We start from the raw sequence: 21523 nt of genomic DNA, 5'->3' as shown, positions 1-21523 counted from the left end.
TATCACAACTAGTGTAAAAAAAGGAGCTTGATAACCAAGCCCCTTTCTTTTTTCATACAATTATCGAATTTCTTTAATACGCGCTGCTTTACCACGTAGTGCACGTAGGTAATAAAGTTTGGCACGACGTACCTTACCGCGACGCTTCACTTCAATCGAATCGATTTTCGGTGAATGTAATGGGAATGTACGCTCAACACCTACGCCATAAGAAATTTTACGTACAGTAAAAGTCTCGCTGACACTTGTTCCACGACGCTTGATTACTACACCTTCAAACACCTGAATACGCTCACGGTTCCCCTCAACAACTTTAACGTGTACACGTAAAGTGTCTCCAGGACGGAACGCTGGAAGATCAGTGCGTAGTTGTTCTTTTGCGATTTCACGGATAATATTGCTCATCCTATTCCCCTCCTTCCATCCAAGATGCTCATCACAGTCTTTCTTCTGCAGCGGAACATCGTAATCACGGGCCTTAGCCACAACGAATATAATAACATATTTCTTTCTTTAGAACAAGATGATAGAGAAAGTTTTCCTTTAAAATGATAAACTAGTCATTTAATAGATCGGGACGGCGTTTCTTTGTTCGTTCTATTGATTGTTCGTGACGCCAGTTTTTAATATTTTCATGATGTCCAGATAATAACACATCTGGTACTTTCATACCTCTAAAGTCAGCAGGCCTTGTATAATGTGGATGCTCTAATAGACCTGTCGAATATGAGTCAGTTACAGCACTCGTTTCATTTCCTAACACACCTGGCAATAATCGTGTAACACTATCCGTAATGACCATAGCACCAAGCTCGCCACCAGTAAGAACATAATCTCCAATCGAAATTTCATCAGTGACGAGATGTTCACGAATACGTTCATCAAAACCTTCATAATGACCACACACTAGAATGAGGTGCTCTTCTTGTGCCAGTTCTTCGGCTTTTTTTTGTGTGTAGCGTTCTCCTTGTGGACAGAGAAGGACGACTCTTGGTTTTGTCTGTTTATCTTTAACTAAATCATCAACCGCATCAAAAATAGGTTGAGGCATTAGCACCATTCCTGCTCCACCACCATATGGGTAGTCGTCGACTTTTCTATGTTTATTCTCTGCGTAATTCCGAAAATCAACAACATTAAAGGTAACTTGTCCTTTTTCGGCGGCATGCTTTAGAATGGAAGAACCAAATACACCAGTAAACATTTCTGGAAATAATGTCAGGATATCAAACTTCACTTAAATTAACCCCTCAAGTAATTCGATTGTAACTTTCTTTTCAGCGACATTCACTTCTTTTACGACATCATCAATGTAAGGTATTAATATATCTTTTCCACCAGCTTTAGATTGAATCACCCAAACATCATTTGCTCCTGGTGAAAGAACTTCTTTTATTTTGCCAAGTTCCAAACCATCATTTGTATAAACTTGACAACCGATAATTTCATGATAGTAAAATTCGCCCTCTTCTAACTGACCTAAAGCATCTTCAGATACTTTTAGTGTGCCACCTTTAAATTTTTCAACTTGACTAATATTTGTATACCCTTCAAATGTTAATAAATCAAAGTTTTTATGCTTACGGTGAGATTCCACAATGACGGGAATCATTTCCCTGAGATCAGGATGTTCGATGTATAACTCTGAGCCTGGAGCATATCGCTCTTCTTCAAAATCTGTTGTTGAGATTATACGTAGTTCACCTCGAATTCCATGTGTATTCACTATTTTTCCTACTTTAAACCAATTTTTCATAACCGTTTCATCCTTTTCTTATTTCATGAACGATTCCGTCCTTAATTATAATTTCTGCTTCTGAAAAAATATCATCCCAATTATCACCGATCTTTACTTCACAAATCGATTCAACTGTACCATCACGAAGTTCCGTTCCAATTTCCAATTTATTAAGTTGATGAACTTTAAAGTCGATACCCCTTAACTTTTCTTCACGCTGTTTAATTTCCTTTTGGAAATTACTTCGTAAAGTATGGTTTTGTTCATGACTTGTATGTTGCTTTATTTTTTTATGTAATTGAAACTTGAGTTGTTCAAGCTCTTTAACTACTTGTTCTTTTTCGAAGTGGAGTTCATTTAACAGTTGAACTTTTCTTTTTTCGGTTAATACTTGCTTAATGGCAACTGACTTAATTACTTTCATAGTTCACCTCGTCTATAAGAAAACATTTTTCTCACTGTATATGAATATCGAAAGCGGTATATTTTTTATACTTAATTCCGATAGAGAAGTTAAAATTGCACCATAATAAAATGACAGTACACCTTCTATTGTATAGAAGCTTATACAAAAATAAAAGGGCGAGGTTTCCCTCTACCCTTTTACTTCGTCAACAATATCAATACGGACTCGCTTATTTGTATTCGTAGCAGCCGCATGAACGACAGAGCGAATAGCTTTGGCTATGCGCCCTTGCTTTCCAATGACTTTGCCCATATCGTCAGGGTGAACTGACAATGCAAGGTGAACAGATTGGTTGTCAGTCGTTTCTGTGACATGAACTCTTTCGGGATGGTCAACAAGAGCTTTTGCAATATGTTCAACTAACTCTTTCATTGCATTCCCTTTCGTTTCTTCAGACATTATTTATAAATGCTGATTACTTGCTGTTTTTCTCGTTGTGTAGCTTTTCCATTAATCCAGCTTTAGAGAAAAGGTTACGAACTGTGTCAGATGGCTTAGCACCTTTTAACATCCAGTCTAGAGCTTTCTCTTCTTTAATTTCAACTTTTGCTGGTTGAGTTAACGGATTGTAAGTACCGATCTCCTCAATGAAACGTCCATCACGCGGTGCGCGAGAATCTGCTACTACTACACGATAAAATGGGGCTTTTTTAGAACCCATACGTTTTAAACGAATTTTAACTGCCATTCGTTGTACACCTCCAAATAATTTAACACAATAATTTATATTATAGTAATTTTCACTAGCTTGCAACTAGGAAAAAATGAAAAACGACTTTAGAATGGGAATTTAAAAGGCATTTTTCCTTTCTTCTTCCCTTTACCCATATTCGTCATTTGCTTCATCATCTTCTTCATGTCTTCAAACTGCTTTAAAAGTCGGTTCACGTCTTGGATTGACGTTCCACTTCCTTTAGCAATTCTTCTGCGACGACTAGCATTAATGACACTAGGATCTTGCTTTTCTTGCTTTGTCATTGAACGGACAATCGCTTCTACACGACCAATTTGTTTATCATCAACCTGTAGATTTTTCATGCCTTTCACTTTATTCATTCCTGGCATCATACCTAGAAGTTCATCTAGTGGTCCCATGCTTTTAACTTGATCAAGTTGCTCTAGAAAATCATCGAACGTAAAATCCATCGTTCTCATTTTTCTTTCAAGCTCACGCGCTTTCTCTTCATCAACGTTTGCTTGTGCTTTCTCGATTAAAGTTAAAACATCACCCATACCAAGAATTCTTGAAGCCATTCGTTCAGGATGGAATGGTTCTAGTTGGTCAACTTTTTCACCCATACCCGCAAACTTGATTGGTGTATTGGTTACTGACTTAACTGATAATGCTGCACCACCACGTGTATCTCCATCAAGTTTTGTTAGAACAACACCCGTAATGTCTAATTGCTCGTTAAAGCTTTCAGCAACATTAACTGCATCTTGACCCGTCATTGCATCAACAACGAGGAGAATTTCATCAGGTTTAGCAATTTCTTTAACCTGTTTTAATTCATCCATCAACTCTTCATCAATATGAAGGCGACCCGCAGTATCGATAATGACATAGTCATTATGTTCTTCTTTCGCTTTCTTAATAGCTTCTTCAGCAATTTGAACTGGGCTTACTTGATCACCAAGTGAAAACACTGGCATATTAAGCTGTTTCCCTAGCGTTTCCAACTGCTTAATGGCTGCTGGACGGTATATGTCGGCAGCTACTAGCATCGGTGTACGATTATGTTTCTTTCGTAAGTGGTTAGCTAACTTTGCCGTTGTTGTAGTTTTACCAGCACCTTGTAAACCGACCATCATAACTACTGTTGGTGGCTTATTAGCAACTGCAATCTTGCTTTGCTCTCCTCCCATTAAAGCGGTTAATTCTTCATTAACAACTTTAATAACTTGTTGACCAGGAGTTAAGCTTTTTAGTACTTCTTGTCCGATAGCACGTTCTTTCACACGTGCAATAAATTCTTTTACGACTTTAAAGTTAACGTCCGCTTCTAATAATGCAAGTCGAACTTCTCGCATCATTTCTTTTACATCAGCTTCAGATACTTTTCCTTTACCACGGATTTTCTGCATCGTACTTTGCAGTCGTTCCGCTAAACCTTCAAATGCCATTGGCCGTCGCCTCCTACTCTAGTTTTTCAAGAGCTTCGATGACGCTCATGATCTCTTCAGGAGTCGCTTCTGGTTTTAAGATTGCCGATTTTAACTTCGCAATATAGTTGGAACGCTGCTCGAATTTTTCGAGAAGCGATAGTTTGGCTTCGTACTCCTCTAGCATTGCCTCCGTCCGTTTTATGTTATCATAGACGGCTTGACGGCTAATCTCAAATTCTTCGGCAATTTCACCTAGGGAGAAGTCATCTAAATAATAGAGTTCCATATATTGTCGCTGCTTAGATGTAAGTAAGGACTGATAGAAGTCAAATAAGTAGTTCATCCTTAATGTTTTATCGAGCAAACGGACCATCCCCTTGTTAAGTGAATTCCCTTTACAAGAGATCATACTACACGAAAAGAAAATGAGTGTCAAGTTTTTTTCTTGAATGACTAAAATCTATCTACAACTTATTGGTTTTCCTCTTCTTCCAGCTTCTCTTCTAATACATCCTTGAAAAGTCCATAGACGAACTGCTCTGCATTAAATGGTTGTAAATCATCCATTTTTTCACCAAGACCTACATACTTCACAGGGATATCTAATTCATGACGGATCGCAAGCACAATCCCACCTTTAGCTGTTCCATCAAGCTTTGTTAAAACGATACCGCTGACATCCGTTGTCTCACTAAACTGTTTTGCCTGACTCATTGCATTTTGACCTGTTGTTGCGTCAAGTACAAGCAGAACTTCATGCGGCGCGTTCGGTACTTCGCGTTCTATCACACGCTTTACCTTTTCTAACTCTTTCATTAAATTAACTTTATTTTGCAAGCGACCTGCTGTATCACATAATAGAACGTCGGCATTCCTGGATTTCGCAGCTTGTACAGCATCAAACATAACGGCTGCCGGGTCGCTTCCCGCTTGTTGTTTAATGACATCAACGCCTACACGCTCACCCCATACTTCTAGCTGTTCAATGGCACCTGCACGGAAAGTGTCACCTGCAGCTAAAAGTACAGATTTTCCTTGTTCTTTGAACATATGAGCCATTTTACCAATTGTTGTCGTTTTACCTACTCCATTAACTCCAACGAATAGAATGACTGTCATTGCATCCTCTTGAATATTTAGGGACGCATCTTCTTCGTCTTTTTGTAAGAGTTCTGCTAACTTTTCTGAGATGACAGGTTGAATTTCTGAAGTATCTTTAATATTACGAAGGCGAACTTCATCTTTTAGATTATCAATCAATTCCATCACCGTTGCGACACCTACGTCTGAGCTAATCAGTAATTCTTCTAGTTCTTCAAAAAAATCTTCATCTACTTTACGGTAACGTGCAACTAATTCATTCATCTTACCAACAAATGAATCGCGCGTTTTTTCTAAACCAGTTTTAAACTTCTCTGTTACTGTTTCTGTTTGACCTGTAATCTTTTCTTTCAATTTCTTAAAAAAACTCATGTTAACTCCTCCTTAGCTTTCAACTAATTCTTTTGTATCTTCTAATTTTACGGACACAAGTTTAGATACACCAGACTCTTGCATTGTTACTCCATAGAGGACGTCTGCCTCCTCCATGGTTCCTTTTCGGTGAGTTATAACGATAAATTGTGTTTGTCCGCTAAATGCCTTTAAGTATGAAGCAAACCGATTGACATTCGCTTCATCTAAAGCTGCTTCAACTTCGTCTAATACACAAAACGGGACAGGCCTTACTTTAAGTATAGAAAATAGTAAAGCGATGGCGGTTAATGCTCGTTCACCACCGGACAAGAGTGCAAGATTTTGAAGTTTTTTACCAGGCGGTCTCGCCATGATCTCTACTCCTGTCGTTAAAAGCTGTTCAGGATTAGTTAATACTAAATCAGCATGTCCACCACCAAACAACTGCTGAAATACGACTTTAAAATGTGCACTTATTTGATCAAACGTTTCCTTGAAGCGTTTGGTCATTTCTTCATCCATTTCCATAATAACATTAAAGAGGTTTTCTTTTGCCATCACTAAATCTTCTTTTTGTTCGTGTAAAAATTGATGGCGCTCACTTACACGATCGTATTCTTCAATTGCACCTAAATTCACAGTACCTAACTCTTCAATGGCTAATTTTATTAGCTTTACTTTCGTCTTAGCTTCTTCAGCTGGCATCAACAAAGGATGTTCTTCTTGAGCCGCTTCATAACTTAGCTCATACTCTTCACGAAGATGTGATAAAAGATTATCTAACTGAACATCATAGCGGTTTTTTTGAACCTCACATTGATGCAACTCATCAAGCACTAACTTTAAGTGACCTGTTTCAATTTTTAACGTTGATTCTAAGTCATCTAGTGACTGTTGTTTCTCCGTTCGTTGCTGACGCAGTCTACTAATAATAGTTATCGTATCGTCCTTTTTCTTTCGACTGGCTTCAATTTTCATCTCTAGATGCCCTTCACCATTTGTACTGTCACTCATTTCATTTTCAAGTAACCAATACTGTTCCTCATTATCTCTTAATGCTGTGCCTATTTCTTCAACCTCATGTACTAAGCGTTCTACTCTATCACGCTGGTTCGCCAATCGTTCTTCTTCCTTCGCAATATGAACTTTTAAATCCGTTAATTCATCTTGCATCGTTTCTTTAGAAGATTGCTGCAGCTTTTGTTTCGATTCAATTTCTTTAACTTGACTTTCAAGAAGAGAAGTTGTTGCAGCAGACTGCTTTAATTCTGTAGATAACGCCTCTAATCGTCGTACTGCTGCATCTTCATCTTTTGTTAGCATCGCTTGTTCTCGATCAAATAAAGCGAGTCGATCATTGACACTTTTCTCTTCTAATTCAACTTCACGTAAAAAGTTTCTTGCTTCACGTTCTAGTTCGCGTGCAATTTCACCAGCTTCTCTTTGTTGCTGCAACATAGTTTCGTTTTGTTGCAGCTGTTGCTTAAGCTCTTTTACATATGTTTCAAGCTTAATTGTTTTCTCTTCCATTCCACTAAGCTTTTCTGTTAAGTCTTCTAATTCTCGTTGGCGCCCTAACAACGGGGTAGACTTCTGCTTAATAGCACCACCTGTCATTGACCCTCCTGGATTAACCACATCTCCTTCCAGAGTTACAATACGGTAGCTATAGCCAATTTTTCTCGCTAAATCATTAGCACCTTCTAGATTTTTGGCAATAATAACGTGCCCTAAAAGATTACCTATAATTTGTTCATAACGCCCGTCATAACCTACTAATTGAGAAGCGATGCCGATAAATGCCTCATGGCTGTTAATTTGATGAATAAGGTCGCCTCTAATTGTCCTACCTTTAATAACAGTTAATGGTAAGAAGGTCGCTCGACCAAACCCGTTCTTTTTCAAAAAGGTGATAGCTTGTCTAGCAGCCCCTTCTGACTCAACCACCACATGTTGAGTGGCCCCTCCAAGAGAAATTTCAATCGCTGTTTCATACTGCTTTGGAACGTTTATTAATTCTGCTATAGCACCTACAATTCCTTGTAGATTTCTGTCTCGTGCTTTTAGAACTTCTTTAACTCCTTGGAAGAAGCCTGAAAAATCAGCTTGCATTTCCTCCATAACATCTTTTCTAGATTTCACTTGTTGAATTAAACGGAACGCTTCATAGAGTTGAGATTGTCTTGTATCATACTCTTTATTTAATTTTTCAATTTTTGCTTCTAACGCTCGAAATTGATCTACTGTTTCATGAAGTTCTTTTTGCCGAGTTTGAACAAGTAATTCATACTCATCTTTCTTGTCTAACACTTGTTTTCTTAATTGTAAAAGTTGGTCATTATCGTCAACTAATATTTTCTTCTTACGTTTCGTACTAGCCACCTGATCTTCTAAATAACGAATTTCATTACGTATCGACGCTTGCTCATTCACAATTTCGATATAATCCGATTTTAGACGATCAAGTTCACCTTCAAGGTCTTCTTGGGCCAGCGCTAACCGTTCTTGTCGATCTAACAATTCTGTTGTTTTGGTTTGAAATTCTCTTTCCAATTTACGAAGGATTTCTTTTTCACTTGCTAAAGTTTTATCAAGAAGCTGCTTTTTTTCTTTCAGCTCATTGATTGTTTTTAAAAGTTGGTCACGATTATAATGAAAGTTCTTTTTTCGCTCTTTTAAGACTTCCTTCTGGCCTTCACCTTTTTCTAACGCTTCACTTGCTTGGAGCAACTCGTCTTGAAGCTCATTTAGAGACGTATCCAGTTGACGAAGCTCCGATTGAAGCTTTTCAGTAGTTATCTCTTTTTCTTGAATCTTATATGAAAGCTCATCACGACGTTGTTCTAATGATTGCAATTGCTCCTGTGCTTTCGTCCACTTTTCATGAAGGTCGGTTATTTCATAAACCATAAGTGCAACTTCGACTTCTTTTAGTTCTTCTTTTTTCTGCAAGTAATCTTTAGCAATTGAAGATTGAATACGCAGCGGCTCAATCTGTCCTTCTAGCTCGTGTAAAATGTCTTCCACACGGTTTAAATTTTCTTGTGTTTCCCATAATTTTTTTTCCGCTTTCAGCTTCCGGGTTTTATATTTTAATACACCCGCAGCTTCTTCAAAAATAACACGACGGTCTTCAGCTTTACTACTTAATATTTCTTCAACTTTTCCTTGGCCAATAATCGAAAAAGCTTCTTTACCAAGACCAGAATCCATGAATAAATCTACTATATCTTTTAATCTGCAGGTTTGTTTGTTAAGTTGGTACTCACTGTCTCCAGAACGATATACTCGTCGAGTCACACTAACTTCAGTATAATCTATCGCTAAATGCTGATCTTGATTATCAAGAACTAACGTAATTTCTGCAAAATTTAATGGCTTCCTCGTATCACTTCCTGCAAAGATAATATCTTCCATCTTTGACCCACGCAACGATTTAGCCGATTGTTCACCAAGTACCCAACGGATTCCATCAGATATATTACTTTTACCACTTCCATTTGGGCCGACTACTGCTGTAACTCCTGAGTCGAATTCTACTGTCATCCGATCAGCGAATGACTTAAAACCCATGACCTCGAAACGCTTGAGGAACATGATCATCCCCCTCAATTCAATAAACTTGTCTGACCATCCTATGTACGGGCTAGTCTTTCTCTTTTCTTATACTAGTCACTTGAATAAATATTGTAACCACGATCCAAGTTGCTAACTAGTATAAAAAATAACAACTTTCCTATTTTATCATACCACTAATAGAAGTTGTTCAAAAAGTCTATGAAAAAATTGTTTGCTCAAGTATAAGATTCTTCGTCATTTCCCCAATGAATGTTTTAAGACAAATGAGTTATTATATGATATGATTACCGCATTAATACCTTTATAAGGAAGGGAGTTCTATAATGGACTTATCTGTTTGCAACCGTGAAAATATCGAGTTTATGTTAGAGGAAATTAAAAAGAAATTACAAATTGTTAATGCAGGAGCCTTAAAAGCAAAAAGTTTTGAAACGGATAAATACGAAGACTTAAAAGATATTTACGACTTAGTTCAGCGTCAGAAAAATTTCAGTGTAAGTGAATTAGATGCAATTGTTTCGGAGTTAGGAAAGTTACGTAAATAAGACTTAAAAGAGGATGACGATTGTCATCCTCTTTTACTTAGCCAACCTTTATATTTTTAACGGGTGCATTGTCATCCTTACTTACATTTTTAATGAGAAGTCATTTTTATGAATCTAAAGTCATAAAAATGACTTTTATCATGAAATTTGAAAGACCTGGTTATTACGTCGAGTCTATTCCTGCTTACAATTTATTTCTCTTTAACATGCAAAAAAAAAGAGCTGGCTAGATAGCCAACCCCTTTCCTATAACTGTTCACTTAATTTCAACAGAGCTTGCTGGGCAGCATGTTGCTCTGCTTCTTTCTTTGAACGCCCTACTCCCACTCCAAGGATTTGCTCATTTAATAGTACTTCTGATACAAATTCACGGCTATGCGCCGGTCCTCGCTCTTGAACAATTTCATAATGAATTTGACCAATATTATCTCGCTGGACAAATTCTTGTAACTGACTTTTGAAATCCATCATATGCGAAAAAGCACCGTCATTTATCTTAGGATATATCGTCTTATCGAGAAAACAGTATACAGCATCAAGTCCTTGATCAAGATAAAGTGATCCAATAAAGGATTCGAAAACATCAGCAAGCAGCGCAGGTCGTTGTCTTCCACCTGTCATTTCTTCGCCCTTCCCTAACAAGACTAATTCACCAAATGACAACTCATTTGCTAGGTTAGCCAAGGAAGCTTCGCAGACAATGGCAGCACGCAGCTTGGTCATATCTCCTTCACTCATCGTCTCAAACTTTTTATATAAGTATTGTGAAACTGCTAACTCTAAAACTGCATCTCCTAAAAATTCAAGTCGTTCATTATCTTGACTCGAGTTAATTCGATGCTCATTCACATAGGATGAATGAGTGAAAGCTTGAATAAGCAATTTATTATTTTGAAACTCTAAACCGATTTTTTGTAGCAATGCATCAAATTTTTCTTTTTGTTTTAAAGATAGTGTAAGTCTTCGGGGTGCTCTTTTGCGATCACTATGATGGTTTGAATATCTTTTTCGATAATGTCTTGAAGAATTTGGCATGTCTTACCTCCAAACTGCCTTTAGCTGTGATGTAAGTAAGAGGCTTCCTTGCAGGTGATGACTCCCTATATATGTATACATTTTAGGACCCCAAACACGCCTGCGAAGTCAGCCTCTCAATATAGGTTCTATAACCTTAATATGAACTACTGTTGGCTTTGAATGTAGCTAACTACATCTTGTACAGTAGAAATTTTTTCAGCGTCCTCATCAGAAATCTCAAGGTCAAACTCGTCCTCAAGTTCCATAACAAGCTCAACAACATCTAATGAATCTGCACCTAGATCATCTTTGAATGAAGATTCAGGCTTTACCTCTGACTCTTCAACACCAAGACGGTCAACGATAATTTTAGTAATACGCTCTAAAGTTTCTGCCATCTTCCGTTCACCTCCTCTCAAATGCTAAACAATCTTGTTTTATGTACAAAATAACATCGTATCTATTTTGCATGAAAGGATGGATAAAAGCAAATCCTTTCTGTATAAAAATAGAAACATTTGTTACGGCATGTACATTCCGCCATCGACATGAAGTGTTTGGCCTGTCATATAACTACTATCTTCTGACGCTAAAAAGCGTACGACACGAGCAATTTCTTCCGGTTGCCCTAGTTTAGATAGTGGAATTTGACTTAACATGCTTTCTTTAATTTCATCAGTCAATTGGTCAGTCATATCCGTTTCTATGAAGCCAGGTGCAACAGCATTTACTGTAATGTTGCGGTTTGCTAATTCACGTGCTAACGATTTCGTTAAACCAATGACCCCTGCTTTTGCTGCAACATAGTTCGCTTGACCTGCATTACCTAACACTCCGACTACCGATGAAATATTAATAATACGCCCTGAACGTTGCTTCATCATTTGACGAGTAACTGCTTTAGCACACAGGAATACCCCTTTTAGATTCGTATTAAGAACTGCATCCCAATCCTCATCTTTCATTCTCATAACGAGAGTATCACGAGTAATCCCCGCATTATTTACTAGAATATCAAGTGAACCATATGTAGAAATGACTTCTTTTACCATTGCCTGAACTGCATCACCATCCGCTACATCTGCTCGGATAGCAATCGCTTCTCCGCCATTCGCGACAATTTCACTGACTACTGCCTCAGCTTTGTCTTTGTTACCAGCATAATTAACTGCTACTTTAGCACCATTTTGCGCTAGTTCAAGAGCAATGGATTTTCCTATCCCTCTAGAAGCGCCTGTAACAAGAGCAACTTTTCCGTTTAACATAGTCATACTACTCTCCTTTCATTTTGGTTACCATCGCTTCGATTGACTCGATGTCACTAATCGCATAAACATTAACTCTCCGTTGAACTTTACGTACTAACCCGCTTAATACATTACCTGCACCAATTTCCACAAAAGTATCTACACCAAGGTCAAGTAATTGACGAACGGTGTCTTCCCATAAAACCGGGGAATAGACTTGCTCAATTAATTTTTCTTTTATGTCTGCAGAAGCTGTCACAACATCAGCAGTGACATTTGCAATTACTGGTACTTCTGCTTCTGATATTGTGATTTCGTTGAGTACGTTTGATAATTTTTCAGCTGCCGGCTTCATTAAGGATGAATGAAACGGGCCACTTACCTGTAAAGGAATGACACGCTTTGCCCCTTTTTCTTTTGCTAGATCGGAAGCTTTGAGGACACCTTCAGCTGTACCACTAATTACAATTTGACCTGGACAATTTAAGTTTGCCAGTTGAACAGCATCACCCTTGTTTGAAACTTCCTCTGTAACTTCTAGTAACGCGTGTCGATCCATACCGAGAATAGCAGCCATTGCTCCTTCCCCAGCTGGTACTGCTTCTTCCATAAACAATCCACGTTGCCTTACTGTATGTACAGCATCCTCAAATGATAAGCTTTTCGCACATACTAGAGCGCTGTATTCTCCTAAGCTGTGTCCTGCAACATAATCTGGAGTAATATCATAATCTTTCAGAGCTTCTAAAACCGCAACGCTCATTGTCAGTAACGCTGGTTGTGTATTTTCAGTACGCTTGAGCATATCTTCTGGACCGTTTAACATAATGTCAGAAAGTGAATATCCTAGTTTTTCATCAGCTATTTTAAAGATTCCCTGGAGGTCTTGTTTATTTTCAATTAGAGATTGTCCCATCCCTACAAATTGTGATCCTTGTCCTGGAAAGATAAACGCTATTTTCCCCATCTTTTTTTCTCCTTTTATTCAGCTTGTCGATTATGCTTCGTCACTTCGTTTTTTATGGTCGTTACCACCTGGTGTTCTACCATTTCCTTTGCTTGTACAATTGTATGATAAAATGCTACTTCATCCGACGAACCGTGCGATTTAATAATTGGTGCCTTTAAACCAAATAATGCAGCCCCGCCGTATTCCGAGTAATCCATCGTCTTCTTGATTTTTAGGAAGCTCGGTTTTAGTAGTCCCGCTACTAGCTTATTGAATATATTACTAGTTAATTCTCTTTTCAATATCGTGAAAAGGGAACCGGCGGCTCCTTCAGTTGCTTTAAGAACGATATTCCCTGTAAAACCATCACAAACGACAACATCGACGGCTCCATTCAGTAAGTCTCTAGCTTCAACATTACCTACAAAATTAATATCTAATTCCTTTAATAATGGAAATGTTAATTTCGTTAACTCATTTCCTTTACCGTCTTCCGTTCCAACATTGAGTAAACCCACTCTTGGTCGATTGACTTTTCGAACCATTTTCATATAGATGCTGCCCATGATCGCATATTGATTTAAGTGCTCAGGTTTAGCATCCATATTTGCTCCAACATCAAGAATTAAGAAGCCTTGTCCAGACACCGTTGGTAACATAGGGGCCAATGCCGGTCGGTCAATCCCATTTATTCTTCCAACATATAGAAGTCCAGCAGCCATTAACGCTCCTGTATTCCCTGCAGAAATACAAGCATCCGCTCGACCTTCCTTGACTTCTTTTACAGCTAATACCATTGAGGCATCTTTTTTACGACGAACAGCCGTAGCAGGTGAATCATTATCTTCTATTTTTTCTTCCGTATGTAAGACCGTAATACGGTCGTTAGGTTGAATATGTTTTACAATTTCTTGTTCATTTCCTACTAATGTGATAGATAGATCAGGAAATTCTTTTAACGCTTTTACGGCTGCATCTATAGAAGCTTTAGGTGCTTGATCTCCGCCCATAGCATCAATTGCGAGTTTCATATTAGATAACCCTCTTTTCCTTTATCGGTCAATACTAATTTATATATCAATTGCCGCTTTTCCTGCTTTTTAAAATGAAAACCTTACGACAAAGCTACTTATAAAAGGTCAACATTCGATTTTTACGGTTAAGATTGGGTTGACCTATACATAACAAACTCTCCTGAGAATACTTTCTCTTGGTCAACAAAACTATTAACTTCAACAATCGTCCGATCCTTTTCGTGCTTAAGAACTTTTGCTTTTGCGATTACCCGTTCTCCGACTTTTACTTGCCTTGTAAATCGAATGGTCGCCTTAGCCGTTAATGCAAGTTCATCATTGATGATTGCTACAGCTAAAGAGTTTGCTTGGGCAAACAAATGATGACCGCGTGCAATCTTCGTACGAGAAAATACTTGTTCATTTCCTATATGCAAGATTGAAATTGCACTTTCATCTAGTTGAAGATCTATAATGTCACCAATCACTTCTTCGATCGGTAATGCTTTTACTTCATCGAGTTGCTGTTTAGCAACATCTTTAATTCTTTCCCTTAATTCAGGAATAGATAATTCCATTCTGTCTAATCTAATCGTTTGAACACTAACTAAAAATTTCTTTGCTAGTTCCTCATCTGTTACGAAAGGATTCGTCTCAATCGTTTCTAGTAACAGCTTTTGGCGTTCTTTCTTAGACTTTTTCATGTACGCCACCATCCAAAATATATGACTAGGTACTAATAGTAGTATATAATCCTAACTACTAAATAGCAATAGTTAATCTAGTTTCTCTCCACTTAATATTCCTTGCTCTTCTAAATAATAAACAAGTGCCTTGTAGTCTTCATCTTCCCAAAAACTAGTAGAGTTAACAAATTCAACGGCATCTTGTCTTGCTACTTCTAACGCACGATAATCATGGACAATATCAGCGATCTTAAAGTTCGGAAGTCCACTTTGTTTATGACCAAAAAAATCACCTGGTCCACGTAGTTCCAGGTCTCGTTCTGAAAGAGTAAATCCGTCGTTTGTTTCCGTCATGATCCTCATACGCTCTTTTCCTACATCTGATTTAGGATCAGCTAATAAAATACAATAGGACTGATGCTCTCCCCGACCTACACGACCTCTAAGTTGGTGTAACTGTGCTAAACCAAACCTTTCCGCATCATATATAAGCATCACGGTCGAGTTAGGTACATTAACACCCACTTCTACAACCGTTGTTGAGACAAGAATTTGTGTTTCATTTTTACTGAAAGCCTCCATCACTTCATCTTTTTCAGATGGATGGAGTCTCCCATGCATCAATCCTACTTTGTACTCTTTAAAATGCGTCTGCAATATTGCGTGAACATCAATTGCATTTTGGACATCTAGTTTTTCCGATTCTTCAATTAACGGACAAATCACATAAGCTTGGTGACCCTTTTTAATTTCTTTTTCAATAAAATGTAGGACCCGTTCCAACATATCATGTTTAACCCAATACGTTTCAATCGTCTTTCTACCTGCTGGCATTTCATCAATGACGGATACATCCATATCACCAAATACAGAAATTGCTAACGTTCGTGGTATAGGTGTTGCCGTCATAAACAACACATCAGGGTTTTCTCCTTTGTCACGTAAAACTCGGCGCTGCTCCACACCAAATCGATGCTGCTCATCTGTAATTACGAGACCTAGCTTATTAAAATGAACATCATCTTGTATTAAGGCATGTGTCCCAATAACGACATGAATTTCACCAGCTTTTATTTTTTCAAGTTGTTCACGTCGTTTTTTACCTTTTACAGAACCTGATAATAAGGCAACTTCTATACCTAACGGAGATAATAGTTCTCTTATTGAACTAACATGCTGCTCAGCTAGTATTTCAGTCGGCACCATCAATGCCGCTTGAAAACCAGCATCTACAGTAGCATACATCGCAACTGCTGCCACTACCGTTTTACCAGAGCCAACATCTCCTTGAAGAAGCCGGTTCATCCTGTAATCTGCACTTAAATCATTCATGATTTCGTTAACGACTCGTTGTTGTGCCCCTGTCAAAGGAAAAGGCAAAGAATCGATAAACTGATCGACTTTATTTCGATTTGTCGGCATTGGTAAGCCTTTTGTTTGTTCACGTTTAAATTTTCGAAACGATTGCATTTTTAATTGGAAAAGGAGAAATTCCTCGTACACCATGCGTCTACGAGCTTGTTTTACAAGTTCTGTCGATTGAGGGTAATGAAGCCTTAATACAGCTTCTTTTTTAGGAAGTAGTTTATATTTTTCGAGTATAAACGGCGGTAGTATTTCTTGTATTTCATTTGCATACTCCTTTAACCCTTGATAAATAATTTTCTTTAGTGTCGCGATTTTTAAGTTTCCGCCGACAGAGTATACAGGTGCAAGTTCATTTTGTCTCGTCACATCACCGATTTTAAATTCATTGACTGTCAATGTTAGCCGGTGGCGGTCCCACTTCCCTGTTAATGTAATAGAACTGCCAACCTGCAATTGCTTTTTAATAAATCCTTGATTAAAGAAAACCGCTGTTATCAGCACATTGTTTATTAAGACCCGAACAGACAGCCTTGTCTTTTTTTTACCAAAGTACCGAACCGACGGCTCACTATGAATCACTCCAGCTACTGTAATTCGTTCATCATGGTTCACTTCATGAATTTCTCTAATACGATAATCTTCGTAACGAAATGGATAATATTCGAGTAAATCTCCTACTGTATATATACCTAAGTTCCCCAACTGTTTTGCCGTTTCTTCGCCTACTCCCTTAATAATTGATACTGGTTGTGCTAATTGACTCATTTTTTATCAAGTGGAATTCCAAATATTTTTGCTTCTAACTCACGGCCAGTTGGGGTAGCCGCTAATCCACCTTGTGCTGTTTCACGAAGAGCAACCGGCATCGTCTGCCCTATTTTGTACATCGCATCAATGACTTCATCACATGGGATTCGGCTCGTAATACCAGCTAACGCCATATCAGCTGCAGTAATAGCAATGGCTGCACCCATTGCATTTCTTTTGACACATGGGACTTCAACTAAGCCAGCTACAGGGTCACAAACAAGACCAAGCATATTCTTTAATGCAATCGCCATCGCTTCTGCAGATTGACTAGGAGGTCCACCAGCTAATTCTACAATTGCTGCAGCTGCCATACCTGTTGCAGAGCCAACTTCTGCCTGACATCCACCTGCAGCTCCTGAAATGGAGGCATTATTCGCTACTACAAAACCAAATGCTCCTGCAGTAAAAAGAAATCGTACCTTTTGTTCTTTGGTCGGGTTAAGTTTATTTTGCAACCCAAATAAAGTACCTGGGACGACACCAGCCGAACCTGCTGTTGGTGTAGCACAAATCGTACCCATTGCCGCATTAACTTCATTGGTCGCAATTGCTTTACTGACCGCATCAAGGAGAATACCACCTGTGAGGGACTTCCCAGACTTAATATATTCTTGTAGGAGAACTGCATCTCCTCCTGTTAAACCTGATACCGATTTAACATTCTCTGTAATTCCCCGGTTTACGGCTTCTTCCATAATGTCTAGGTTTTTTTCCATCATGGATAAAACCTCATCTCGACTTCTGTCTGCAACTTCCATCTCTTGCTTTATCATTACTTCAGAAATGGGTATTTGATTTGATTCTGCTAATTCAACTAATTCCGCAACATTACGAAACATAATTAACCTCCAAGTTATCAGTCATGGATTTTCGTCACTTTATTGATATTAGGTAGTGCTTCCATTTCTTTAAGTAAAGTTTGATCCACGTTTTGGTCAACCTCAATAACCATTAGAGCTTCTTGACCTTTTTCTTTTCTCGATACTTCCATATGACCGATGTTGATTTGATATTTGGCTAATATATTTGAAACATTGGCAATCACTCCATAACGATCGTTATGAACGACTAAGATAGCCGGGTGATTCCCTGAAAGCTTTAAGTCAAACCCGTTCAATTCAATAATTTCAATTTTACCGCCGCCAATAGAGATCCCGACTAATTCTAATTTGTCGTTATCATCGCCAAGAATTATCTTTGCCGTATTTGGATGGTCGGTAATAGCTTCTTCCTCATAGAAATTAATTTCAATTCCTTTTGTTCTCGCAATGTTAACAGCACTAGTAATTCGCTTATCAAATGTATCAAAATCTAATAAACCACCAACGATGGCGACATCTGTTCCATGTCCTTTATACGTTTTCGAGAAGGAACCGTAGAAATATATATTAGCCCATTTTGGCTCTTTTCCAAATAAGGTCCTTGCAACACGACCAATTCTTGCCGCACCTGCTGTATGTGAACTTGATGGACCAATCATAATGGGTCCGATAATGTCAAAAACTGTGCGATACTTCAATATTTCCACCTCTTTTTAAAAATGAGGTTGACCCAAAGCAAAGTGTCCAAGCTCCTCACTCACAAATGACCTCGTGAAAAAGCGAGAAGCACAGACACTTAGAGTCAGCCTCATCAAAAGTTATCTTTATTCTACTGAGAAAATAAACGAATACAGCGGCTGTTTACCTTCATGTACCTCTACTTCAATCTCTTCGAAGTTTTCTTCAACATAAGAGATAATTTCAGCTACCGTTTCTTCTGTCGACCCCTCTCCCCAAATAATCGTTAGGATTTCAGCATCTTCATCTAACATAGTTTCTAACAACTGCTTTGTTACCTCAATTAGAGCAGGACCAGACGAGATAATCGTTTTTTCAGCAATTCCCATAAAATCGTCTTTTTTAATTTCAATACCGTCCATATTCGTATCTCGAACTGCATACGTTACTTGGCCGGTTTTTACATTAGACATCGCATCTTTCATAGTCGAACTGTTATTCTCAAGTGACGTCAATGGATTAAAAGCAAGAAGTGCAGCTAACCCTTGTGGTACCGTTTTAGATGGAACAACAATTACTTCAGCTTCAGCAACTTGCGCGGCTTGTTCAGCGGCCATAATAATATTTCCATTATTAGGCAAAACAACTACTTTATGAGCATTTGTTTTATGTATAGCAGTAACGATATCTTCTGTACTTGGATTCATCGTTTGACCGCCTGGAATTACAACAGTTGCTCCTAATCCTTTAAATAGCTCTTCAATGCCATCACCCATGGAAACTGTTACTACACCATACTCACTCTTTTCTTTTGGCGTCCCAGGTGTAGTAGCTTCACCATACGCTGCTTTTGTCTCATCTAATAAATGAGTATGTTGTTCTCTCATATTTTCAATCTTAATATTGATTAAATTACCGTAACGTTGAGCTCTGTTTAATATTTCACCAGGTGACTCAGCATGGATATGTACCTTTAATAGATCTTCATCAGATACAACTAGCAAGGAATCCCCTAATTGATCTAATTCGATACGGAATTCATTTTCCGAAAATGGAGATGCTTTTAATTTTTCCTCGTCAAATTTGACCATCACTTCTGTACAATAGCCAAATTCAATATCTTCGGTCGCTAACATACTTTGAGCGTTATGATGTTCAATTTTAACGAGATCTTCCATTGAAGGCGTTTCCACTTCTTGACTTACAATCGTTTCTCCTTTTAAAACTGCAAGGAAACCTTCGTAAATATAAACTAGACCTTGACCACCTGAATCGACGACACCTACTTCTTTTAAGACCGGTAATAAATCTGGAGTACGCTTTAGAGAAGCCTTAGCCTCTGTTAATACAGCTTCCATCATTGCAAGAGCATCGTCGCTTTTTTTAGCAAACTTTCCAGCTGCTTTTGCACTATCTTTGGCAACTGTTAGAATCGTACCTTCCACAGGCTTCATTACCGCTTTATATGCAGTCGTTACTCCTAATTCAAATGCTGCTGCTAATTCTTTGCCATCAATAGAACTTTTTCCTTCGACACCCTTAGCAAAGCCTCTAAAGAGCTGAGATAAGATAACCCCTGAGTTTCCTCTTGCTCCCATTAACAAACCTTTAGAGAAAGCTTGGGCAACAGCTGAAACTTTTTGAACCGGGGCTTGTCTGACTTCTTTAACTCCAGACGTGATCGTCAAGTTCATATTCGTACCTGTATCACCATCTGGTACAGGGAATACATTCAACGCATCTACGACTTTAGCGTGTTTTGTTAAATTAGCGCCACCTTGAATAAACATTTGCGCTAATTGACTAGCATCAATCACTTTTCTTGACACAAATCTTTCCTCCTAACTCACTTAAGGGTTGATTACACGCACCCCTTGAACAAAAATGTTCACTGAGTCTACAACCAAACCTAACATTTTCTCTAGTTGATACTTAACTTTCGTTTGTACGTTATGAGCTACTTCAGAAATTTTTGTACCATAACTTACAATGATGTACATATCGATATGAATTTCATCTTCTTCTTCTCGAATGACAACACCACGTTGAAAGTTTTCTTTACCTAAGATCTCACTTAAGCCGTCTTTAAGTTGTTTTTGTGAAGCCATGCCTACAATCCCATAACAGTCGACAGCAGCTCCCCCAGCGATAGTCGCTACAACATCTTTAGAAACATCAATAATTCCCATTTGCGTTTTTAACTCTACAGGCATTACAGTCTCCCCCTTTTTATTAAAATGTTTGGGTATCGTCATTTTACTATACTATATCTTATTTTAAAAGCTATCTGTATCCTCTTTTGCTGTCAAGCATGAATACTTGATAAAAATTGTTGGAAACTGTTGCATTCTAAAAAACCCTATGCTAAGATATTCGAGTATGAATTAAAAACGAACAGCTGATTCGTTTGGATTAACTGGGTTTAAGGAGGTGCGTATATTATGGCACGTACATGTTATATTACTGGTAGAAAAGCACGCACAGGGAACCAACGTTCACACGCGATGAATAAAACTAAGCGCAAATGGGGCGCTAACGTTCAAAAAGTTCGCATTTTAGTTGACGGTAAACCAAAACGAGTTTATGTTTCTGCTCGTGCGTTAAAGTCTGGTAAAGTAGAGCGCGTATAAGACAAGTCTACTATAAGTGTAGACGAAACGAAGTTATTTCATGCTTCGTTTAAGAAACAAGAGGCTGACAATCGTCGACCTCTTGTTTTTTTGTTACCATTGCGGTGCCAGGCACCTTTATTGCGCTATTGCGCTAAAGGTGCCTGGCACCGCTTAACCAAATAATGCACCGTCTTTAGGCAGTTACGGTGCATTTTTTGGGATTTTTAATTTTTTTTAAATGAACCTAGAATTGCTCTGACAAACCCGCCAATAAACTTAGGCAGCTTGATCGTATAAAATTTCATAGCTCCTCCTCCTCAACATGAATTGCCACCGACTTACGAATAAATGAAGGATAATGACATGAAGAATGTTCATTTATACTAGTATATTCATCACTGACAAAATAGTACCCATTTTTTTCATGTGAGAA

At 38.2% G+C, this 21523-nt stretch carries 24 protein-coding genes; 2 read left to right on the top strand and 22 right to left on the bottom strand.

What is annotated here, in order from left to right; translation table 11 throughout:
* Nucleotides 1-60: 60 nt before the first annotated feature.
* The 10 genes from rplS to smc all read right to left on the bottom strand — a co-directional run bounded on the left by rplS (nt 61) and on the right by smc (nt 9362).
* Nucleotides 61-405 (bottom strand): 50S ribosomal protein L19, encoded by a 345-nt coding sequence (gene rplS, locus AC2VNP_RS18190; protein WP_275117615.1) that lies wholly within the window; start codon nt 403-405, stop codon nt 61-63.
* Between the two features lie 151 nt (nt 406-556).
* Nucleotides 557-1237, bottom strand: coding sequence for a tRNA (guanosine(37)-N1)-methyltransferase TrmD (trmD, locus tag AC2VNP_RS18185; RefSeq protein ID WP_486918681.1), 681 nt, complete (start codon nt 1235-1237; stop codon nt 557-559).
* Complete coding sequence (gene rimM / locus AC2VNP_RS18180; RefSeq protein WP_486918680.1) at nt 1238-1756, bottom strand: ribosome maturation factor RimM; 519 nt, start codon at nt 1754-1756, stop codon at nt 1238-1240.
* Between the two features lie 7 nt (nt 1757-1763).
* Entirely contained in the window at nt 1764-2162 is a 399-nt protein-coding gene (locus AC2VNP_RS18175; protein ID WP_486918679.1) for a YlqD family protein, read from the bottom strand.
* 171 nt (nt 2163-2333) lie between these two features.
* Entirely contained in the window at nt 2334-2576 is a 243-nt protein-coding gene (locus AC2VNP_RS18170) for a KH domain-containing protein (RefSeq protein WP_216828097.1), read from the bottom strand.
* 43 nt (nt 2577-2619) lie between these two features.
* Entirely contained in the window at nt 2620-2892 is a 273-nt protein-coding gene (gene rpsP, locus AC2VNP_RS18165) for a 30S ribosomal protein S16 (RefSeq protein WP_216828013.1), read from the bottom strand.
* Nucleotides 2893-2981: 89 nt separating this feature from the next.
* Entirely contained in the window at nt 2982-4328 is a 1347-nt protein-coding gene (gene ffh / locus AC2VNP_RS18160) for a signal recognition particle protein (protein WP_216828014.1), read from the bottom strand.
* 13 nt (nt 4329-4341) lie between these two features.
* A complete protein-coding gene (locus AC2VNP_RS18155) occupies nt 4342-4674 on the bottom strand; it encodes a putative DNA-binding protein (protein ID WP_216828015.1) in 333 nt (110 codons plus the stop codon).
* Between the two features lie 107 nt (nt 4675-4781).
* A complete protein-coding gene (ftsY, locus tag AC2VNP_RS18150; RefSeq protein WP_486918678.1) occupies nt 4782-5783 on the bottom strand; it encodes a signal recognition particle-docking protein FtsY in 1002 nt (333 codons plus the stop codon).
* A 12-nt stretch (nt 5784-5795) separates the two neighbouring features.
* The gene (gene smc, locus AC2VNP_RS18145) at nt 5796-9362 is read right to left on the bottom strand and encodes a chromosome segregation protein SMC (protein WP_486918677.1); all 3567 of its coding nucleotides are present in this window, start codon (nt 9360-9362) and stop codon (nt 5796-5798) included.
* Between the two features lie 305 nt (nt 9363-9667).
* Between smc and AC2VNP_RS18140 the strand changes: the two genes are divergently transcribed.
* Entirely contained in the window at nt 9668-9889 is a 222-nt protein-coding gene (locus tag AC2VNP_RS18140) for a DUF1128 domain-containing protein (RefSeq protein WP_486918676.1), read from the top strand.
* Between the two features lie 246 nt (nt 9890-10135).
* On the opposite strand, the gene rnc is transcribed toward AC2VNP_RS18140, so the two are convergent.
* The 11 genes from rnc to AC2VNP_RS18085 all read right to left on the bottom strand — a co-directional run bounded on the left by rnc (nt 10136) and on the right by AC2VNP_RS18085 (nt 20691).
* Nucleotides 10136-10924 carry a ribonuclease III gene (gene rnc / locus AC2VNP_RS18135; RefSeq protein WP_275117623.1) on the bottom strand — a complete coding sequence of 263 codons (789 nt, stop codon included), beginning with the start codon at nt 10922-10924 and terminating at the stop codon, nt 10136-10138.
* Between the two features lie 146 nt (nt 10925-11070).
* On the bottom strand, nt 11071-11304 hold the full coding sequence (gene acpP / locus AC2VNP_RS18130; protein WP_275117624.1) for an acyl carrier protein: 234 nt from the start codon (nt 11302-11304) through the stop codon (nt 11071-11073).
* 123 nt (nt 11305-11427) lie between these two features.
* Complete coding sequence (fabG, locus tag AC2VNP_RS18125) at nt 11428-12171, bottom strand: 3-oxoacyl-[acyl-carrier-protein] reductase (protein ID WP_486918886.1); 744 nt, start codon at nt 12169-12171, stop codon at nt 11428-11430.
* A gap of 7 nt (nt 12172-12178) precedes the next feature.
* Nucleotides 12179-13120 carry an ACP S-malonyltransferase gene (gene fabD, locus AC2VNP_RS18120; RefSeq protein ID WP_486918675.1) on the bottom strand — a complete coding sequence of 314 codons (942 nt, stop codon included), beginning with the start codon at nt 13118-13120 and terminating at the stop codon, nt 12179-12181.
* Nucleotides 13121-13134: 14 nt separating this feature from the next.
* Nucleotides 13135-14133 (bottom strand): phosphate acyltransferase PlsX, encoded by a 999-nt coding sequence (gene plsX, locus AC2VNP_RS18115; RefSeq protein WP_486918674.1) that lies wholly within the window; start codon nt 14131-14133, stop codon nt 13135-13137.
* A 128-nt stretch (nt 14134-14261) separates the two neighbouring features.
* A complete protein-coding gene (gene fapR, locus AC2VNP_RS18110; protein ID WP_486918673.1) occupies nt 14262-14819 on the bottom strand; it encodes a transcription factor FapR in 558 nt (185 codons plus the stop codon).
* 72 nt (nt 14820-14891) lie between these two features.
* Entirely contained in the window at nt 14892-16934 is a 2043-nt protein-coding gene (recG, locus tag AC2VNP_RS18105) for an ATP-dependent DNA helicase RecG (RefSeq protein WP_486918672.1), read from the bottom strand.
* Nucleotides 16931-17818: an L-serine ammonia-lyase, iron-sulfur-dependent, subunit alpha gene (gene sdaAA, locus AC2VNP_RS18100; protein WP_486918671.1), complete on the bottom strand. Its 888-nt coding sequence runs from the start codon at nt 17816-17818 to the stop codon at nt 16931-16933. Before sdaAA ends, recG begins: the two co-directional genes overlap by 4 nt.
* Nucleotides 17819-17835: 17 nt before the next feature.
* On the bottom strand, nt 17836-18498 hold the full coding sequence (sdaAB, locus tag AC2VNP_RS18095; RefSeq protein WP_486918670.1) for an L-serine ammonia-lyase, iron-sulfur-dependent subunit beta: 663 nt from the start codon (nt 18496-18498) through the stop codon (nt 17836-17838).
* 126 nt (nt 18499-18624) lie between these two features.
* A complete protein-coding gene (locus AC2VNP_RS18090) occupies nt 18625-20307 on the bottom strand; it encodes a DAK2 domain-containing protein (protein WP_486918669.1) in 1683 nt (560 codons plus the stop codon).
* 21 nt (nt 20308-20328) lie between these two features.
* Nucleotides 20329-20691 (bottom strand): Asp23/Gls24 family envelope stress response protein, encoded by a 363-nt coding sequence (locus AC2VNP_RS18085; RefSeq protein WP_275117632.1) that lies wholly within the window; start codon nt 20689-20691, stop codon nt 20329-20331.
* Between the two features lie 228 nt (nt 20692-20919).
* Between AC2VNP_RS18085 and rpmB the strand changes: the two genes are divergently transcribed.
* A complete protein-coding gene (rpmB, locus tag AC2VNP_RS18080) occupies nt 20920-21108 on the top strand; it encodes a 50S ribosomal protein L28 (RefSeq protein ID WP_275117633.1) in 189 nt (62 codons plus the stop codon).
* A 206-nt stretch (nt 21109-21314) separates the two neighbouring features.
* Here rpmB and spoVM read toward each other — a convergent pair whose 3' ends face one another.
* The gene (gene spoVM, locus AC2VNP_RS18075) at nt 21315-21395 is read right to left on the bottom strand and encodes a stage V sporulation protein SpoVM (RefSeq protein WP_075385605.1); all 81 of its coding nucleotides are present in this window, start codon (nt 21393-21395) and stop codon (nt 21315-21317) included.
* Nucleotides 21396-21523 lie beyond the last annotated feature (128 nt).

This window comes from Alkalihalobacterium sp. TH-98, assembly GCF_057473385.1.
Note: the sequence above shows the minus strand (reverse complement) of the source record. Positions and strands in the feature narration are given on the sequence as shown.

Excerpts from the sequence above, each read along its gene's own strand:
- rplS (WP_275117615.1), bottom strand. The coding sequence starts at position 405 with ATGAGCAATATTATCCGTGAAATCGCAAAAGAACAACTACGCACTGAT.
- rimM (WP_486918680.1), bottom strand. The coding sequence starts at position 1,756 with ATGAAAAATTGGTTTAAAGTAGGAAAAATAGTGAATACACATGGAATT.
- AC2VNP_RS18175 (WP_486918679.1), bottom strand. The coding sequence starts at position 2,162 with ATGAAAGTAATTAAGTCAGTTGCCATTAAGCAAGTATTAACCGAAAAA.
- AC2VNP_RS18170 (WP_216828097.1), bottom strand. The coding sequence starts at position 2,576 with ATGAAAGAGTTAGTTGAACATATTGCAAAAGCTCTTGTTGACCATCCC.
- rpsP (WP_216828013.1), bottom strand. The coding sequence starts at position 2,892 with ATGGCAGTTAAAATTCGTTTAAAACGTATGGGTTCTAAAAAAGCCCCA.
- ffh (WP_216828014.1), bottom strand. The coding sequence starts at position 4,328 with ATGGCATTTGAAGGTTTAGCGGAACGACTGCAAAGTACGATGCAGAAA.
- ftsY (WP_486918678.1), bottom strand. The coding sequence starts at position 5,783 with ATGAGTTTTTTTAAGAAATTGAAAGAAAAGATTACAGGTCAAACAGAA.
- smc (WP_486918677.1), bottom strand. The coding sequence starts at position 9,362 with ATGTTCCTCAAGCGTTTCGAGGTCATGGGTTTTAAGTCATTCGCTGAT.
- AC2VNP_RS18140 (WP_486918676.1), top strand. The coding sequence starts at position 9,668 with ATGGACTTATCTGTTTGCAACCGTGAAAATATCGAGTTTATGTTAGAG.
- rnc (WP_275117623.1), bottom strand. The coding sequence starts at position 10,924 with ATGCCAAATTCTTCAAGACATTATCGAAAAAGATATTCAAACCATCAT.
- acpP (WP_275117624.1), bottom strand. The coding sequence starts at position 11,304 with ATGGCAGAAACTTTAGAGCGTATTACTAAAATTATCGTTGACCGTCTT.
- fabG (WP_486918886.1), bottom strand. The coding sequence starts at position 12,171 with ATGTTAAACGGAAAAGTTGCTCTTGTTACAGGCGCTTCTAGAGGGATA.
- fabD (WP_486918675.1), bottom strand. The coding sequence starts at position 13,120 with ATGGGGAAAATAGCGTTTATCTTTCCAGGACAAGGATCACAATTTGTA.
- plsX (WP_486918674.1), bottom strand. The coding sequence starts at position 14,133 with ATGAAACTCGCAATTGATGCTATGGGCGGAGATCAAGCACCTAAAGCT.
- fapR (WP_486918673.1), bottom strand. The coding sequence starts at position 14,819 with ATGAAAAAGTCTAAGAAAGAACGCCAAAAGCTGTTACTAGAAACGATT.
- recG (WP_486918672.1), bottom strand. The coding sequence starts at position 16,934 with ATGAGTCAATTAGCACAACCAGTATCAATTATTAAGGGAGTAGGCGAA.
- sdaAA (WP_486918671.1), bottom strand. The coding sequence starts at position 17,818 with ATGTTTCGTAATGTTGCGGAATTAGTTGAATTAGCAGAATCAAATCAA.
- AC2VNP_RS18085 (WP_275117632.1), bottom strand. The coding sequence starts at position 20,691 with ATGCCTGTAGAGTTAAAAACGCAAATGGGAATTATTGATGTTTCTAAA.
- rpmB (WP_275117633.1), top strand. The coding sequence starts at position 20,920 with ATGGCACGTACATGTTATATTACTGGTAGAAAAGCACGCACAGGGAAC.
- spoVM (WP_075385605.1), bottom strand. The coding sequence starts at position 21,395 with ATGAAATTTTATACGATCAAGCTGCCTAAGTTTATTGGCGGGTTTGTC.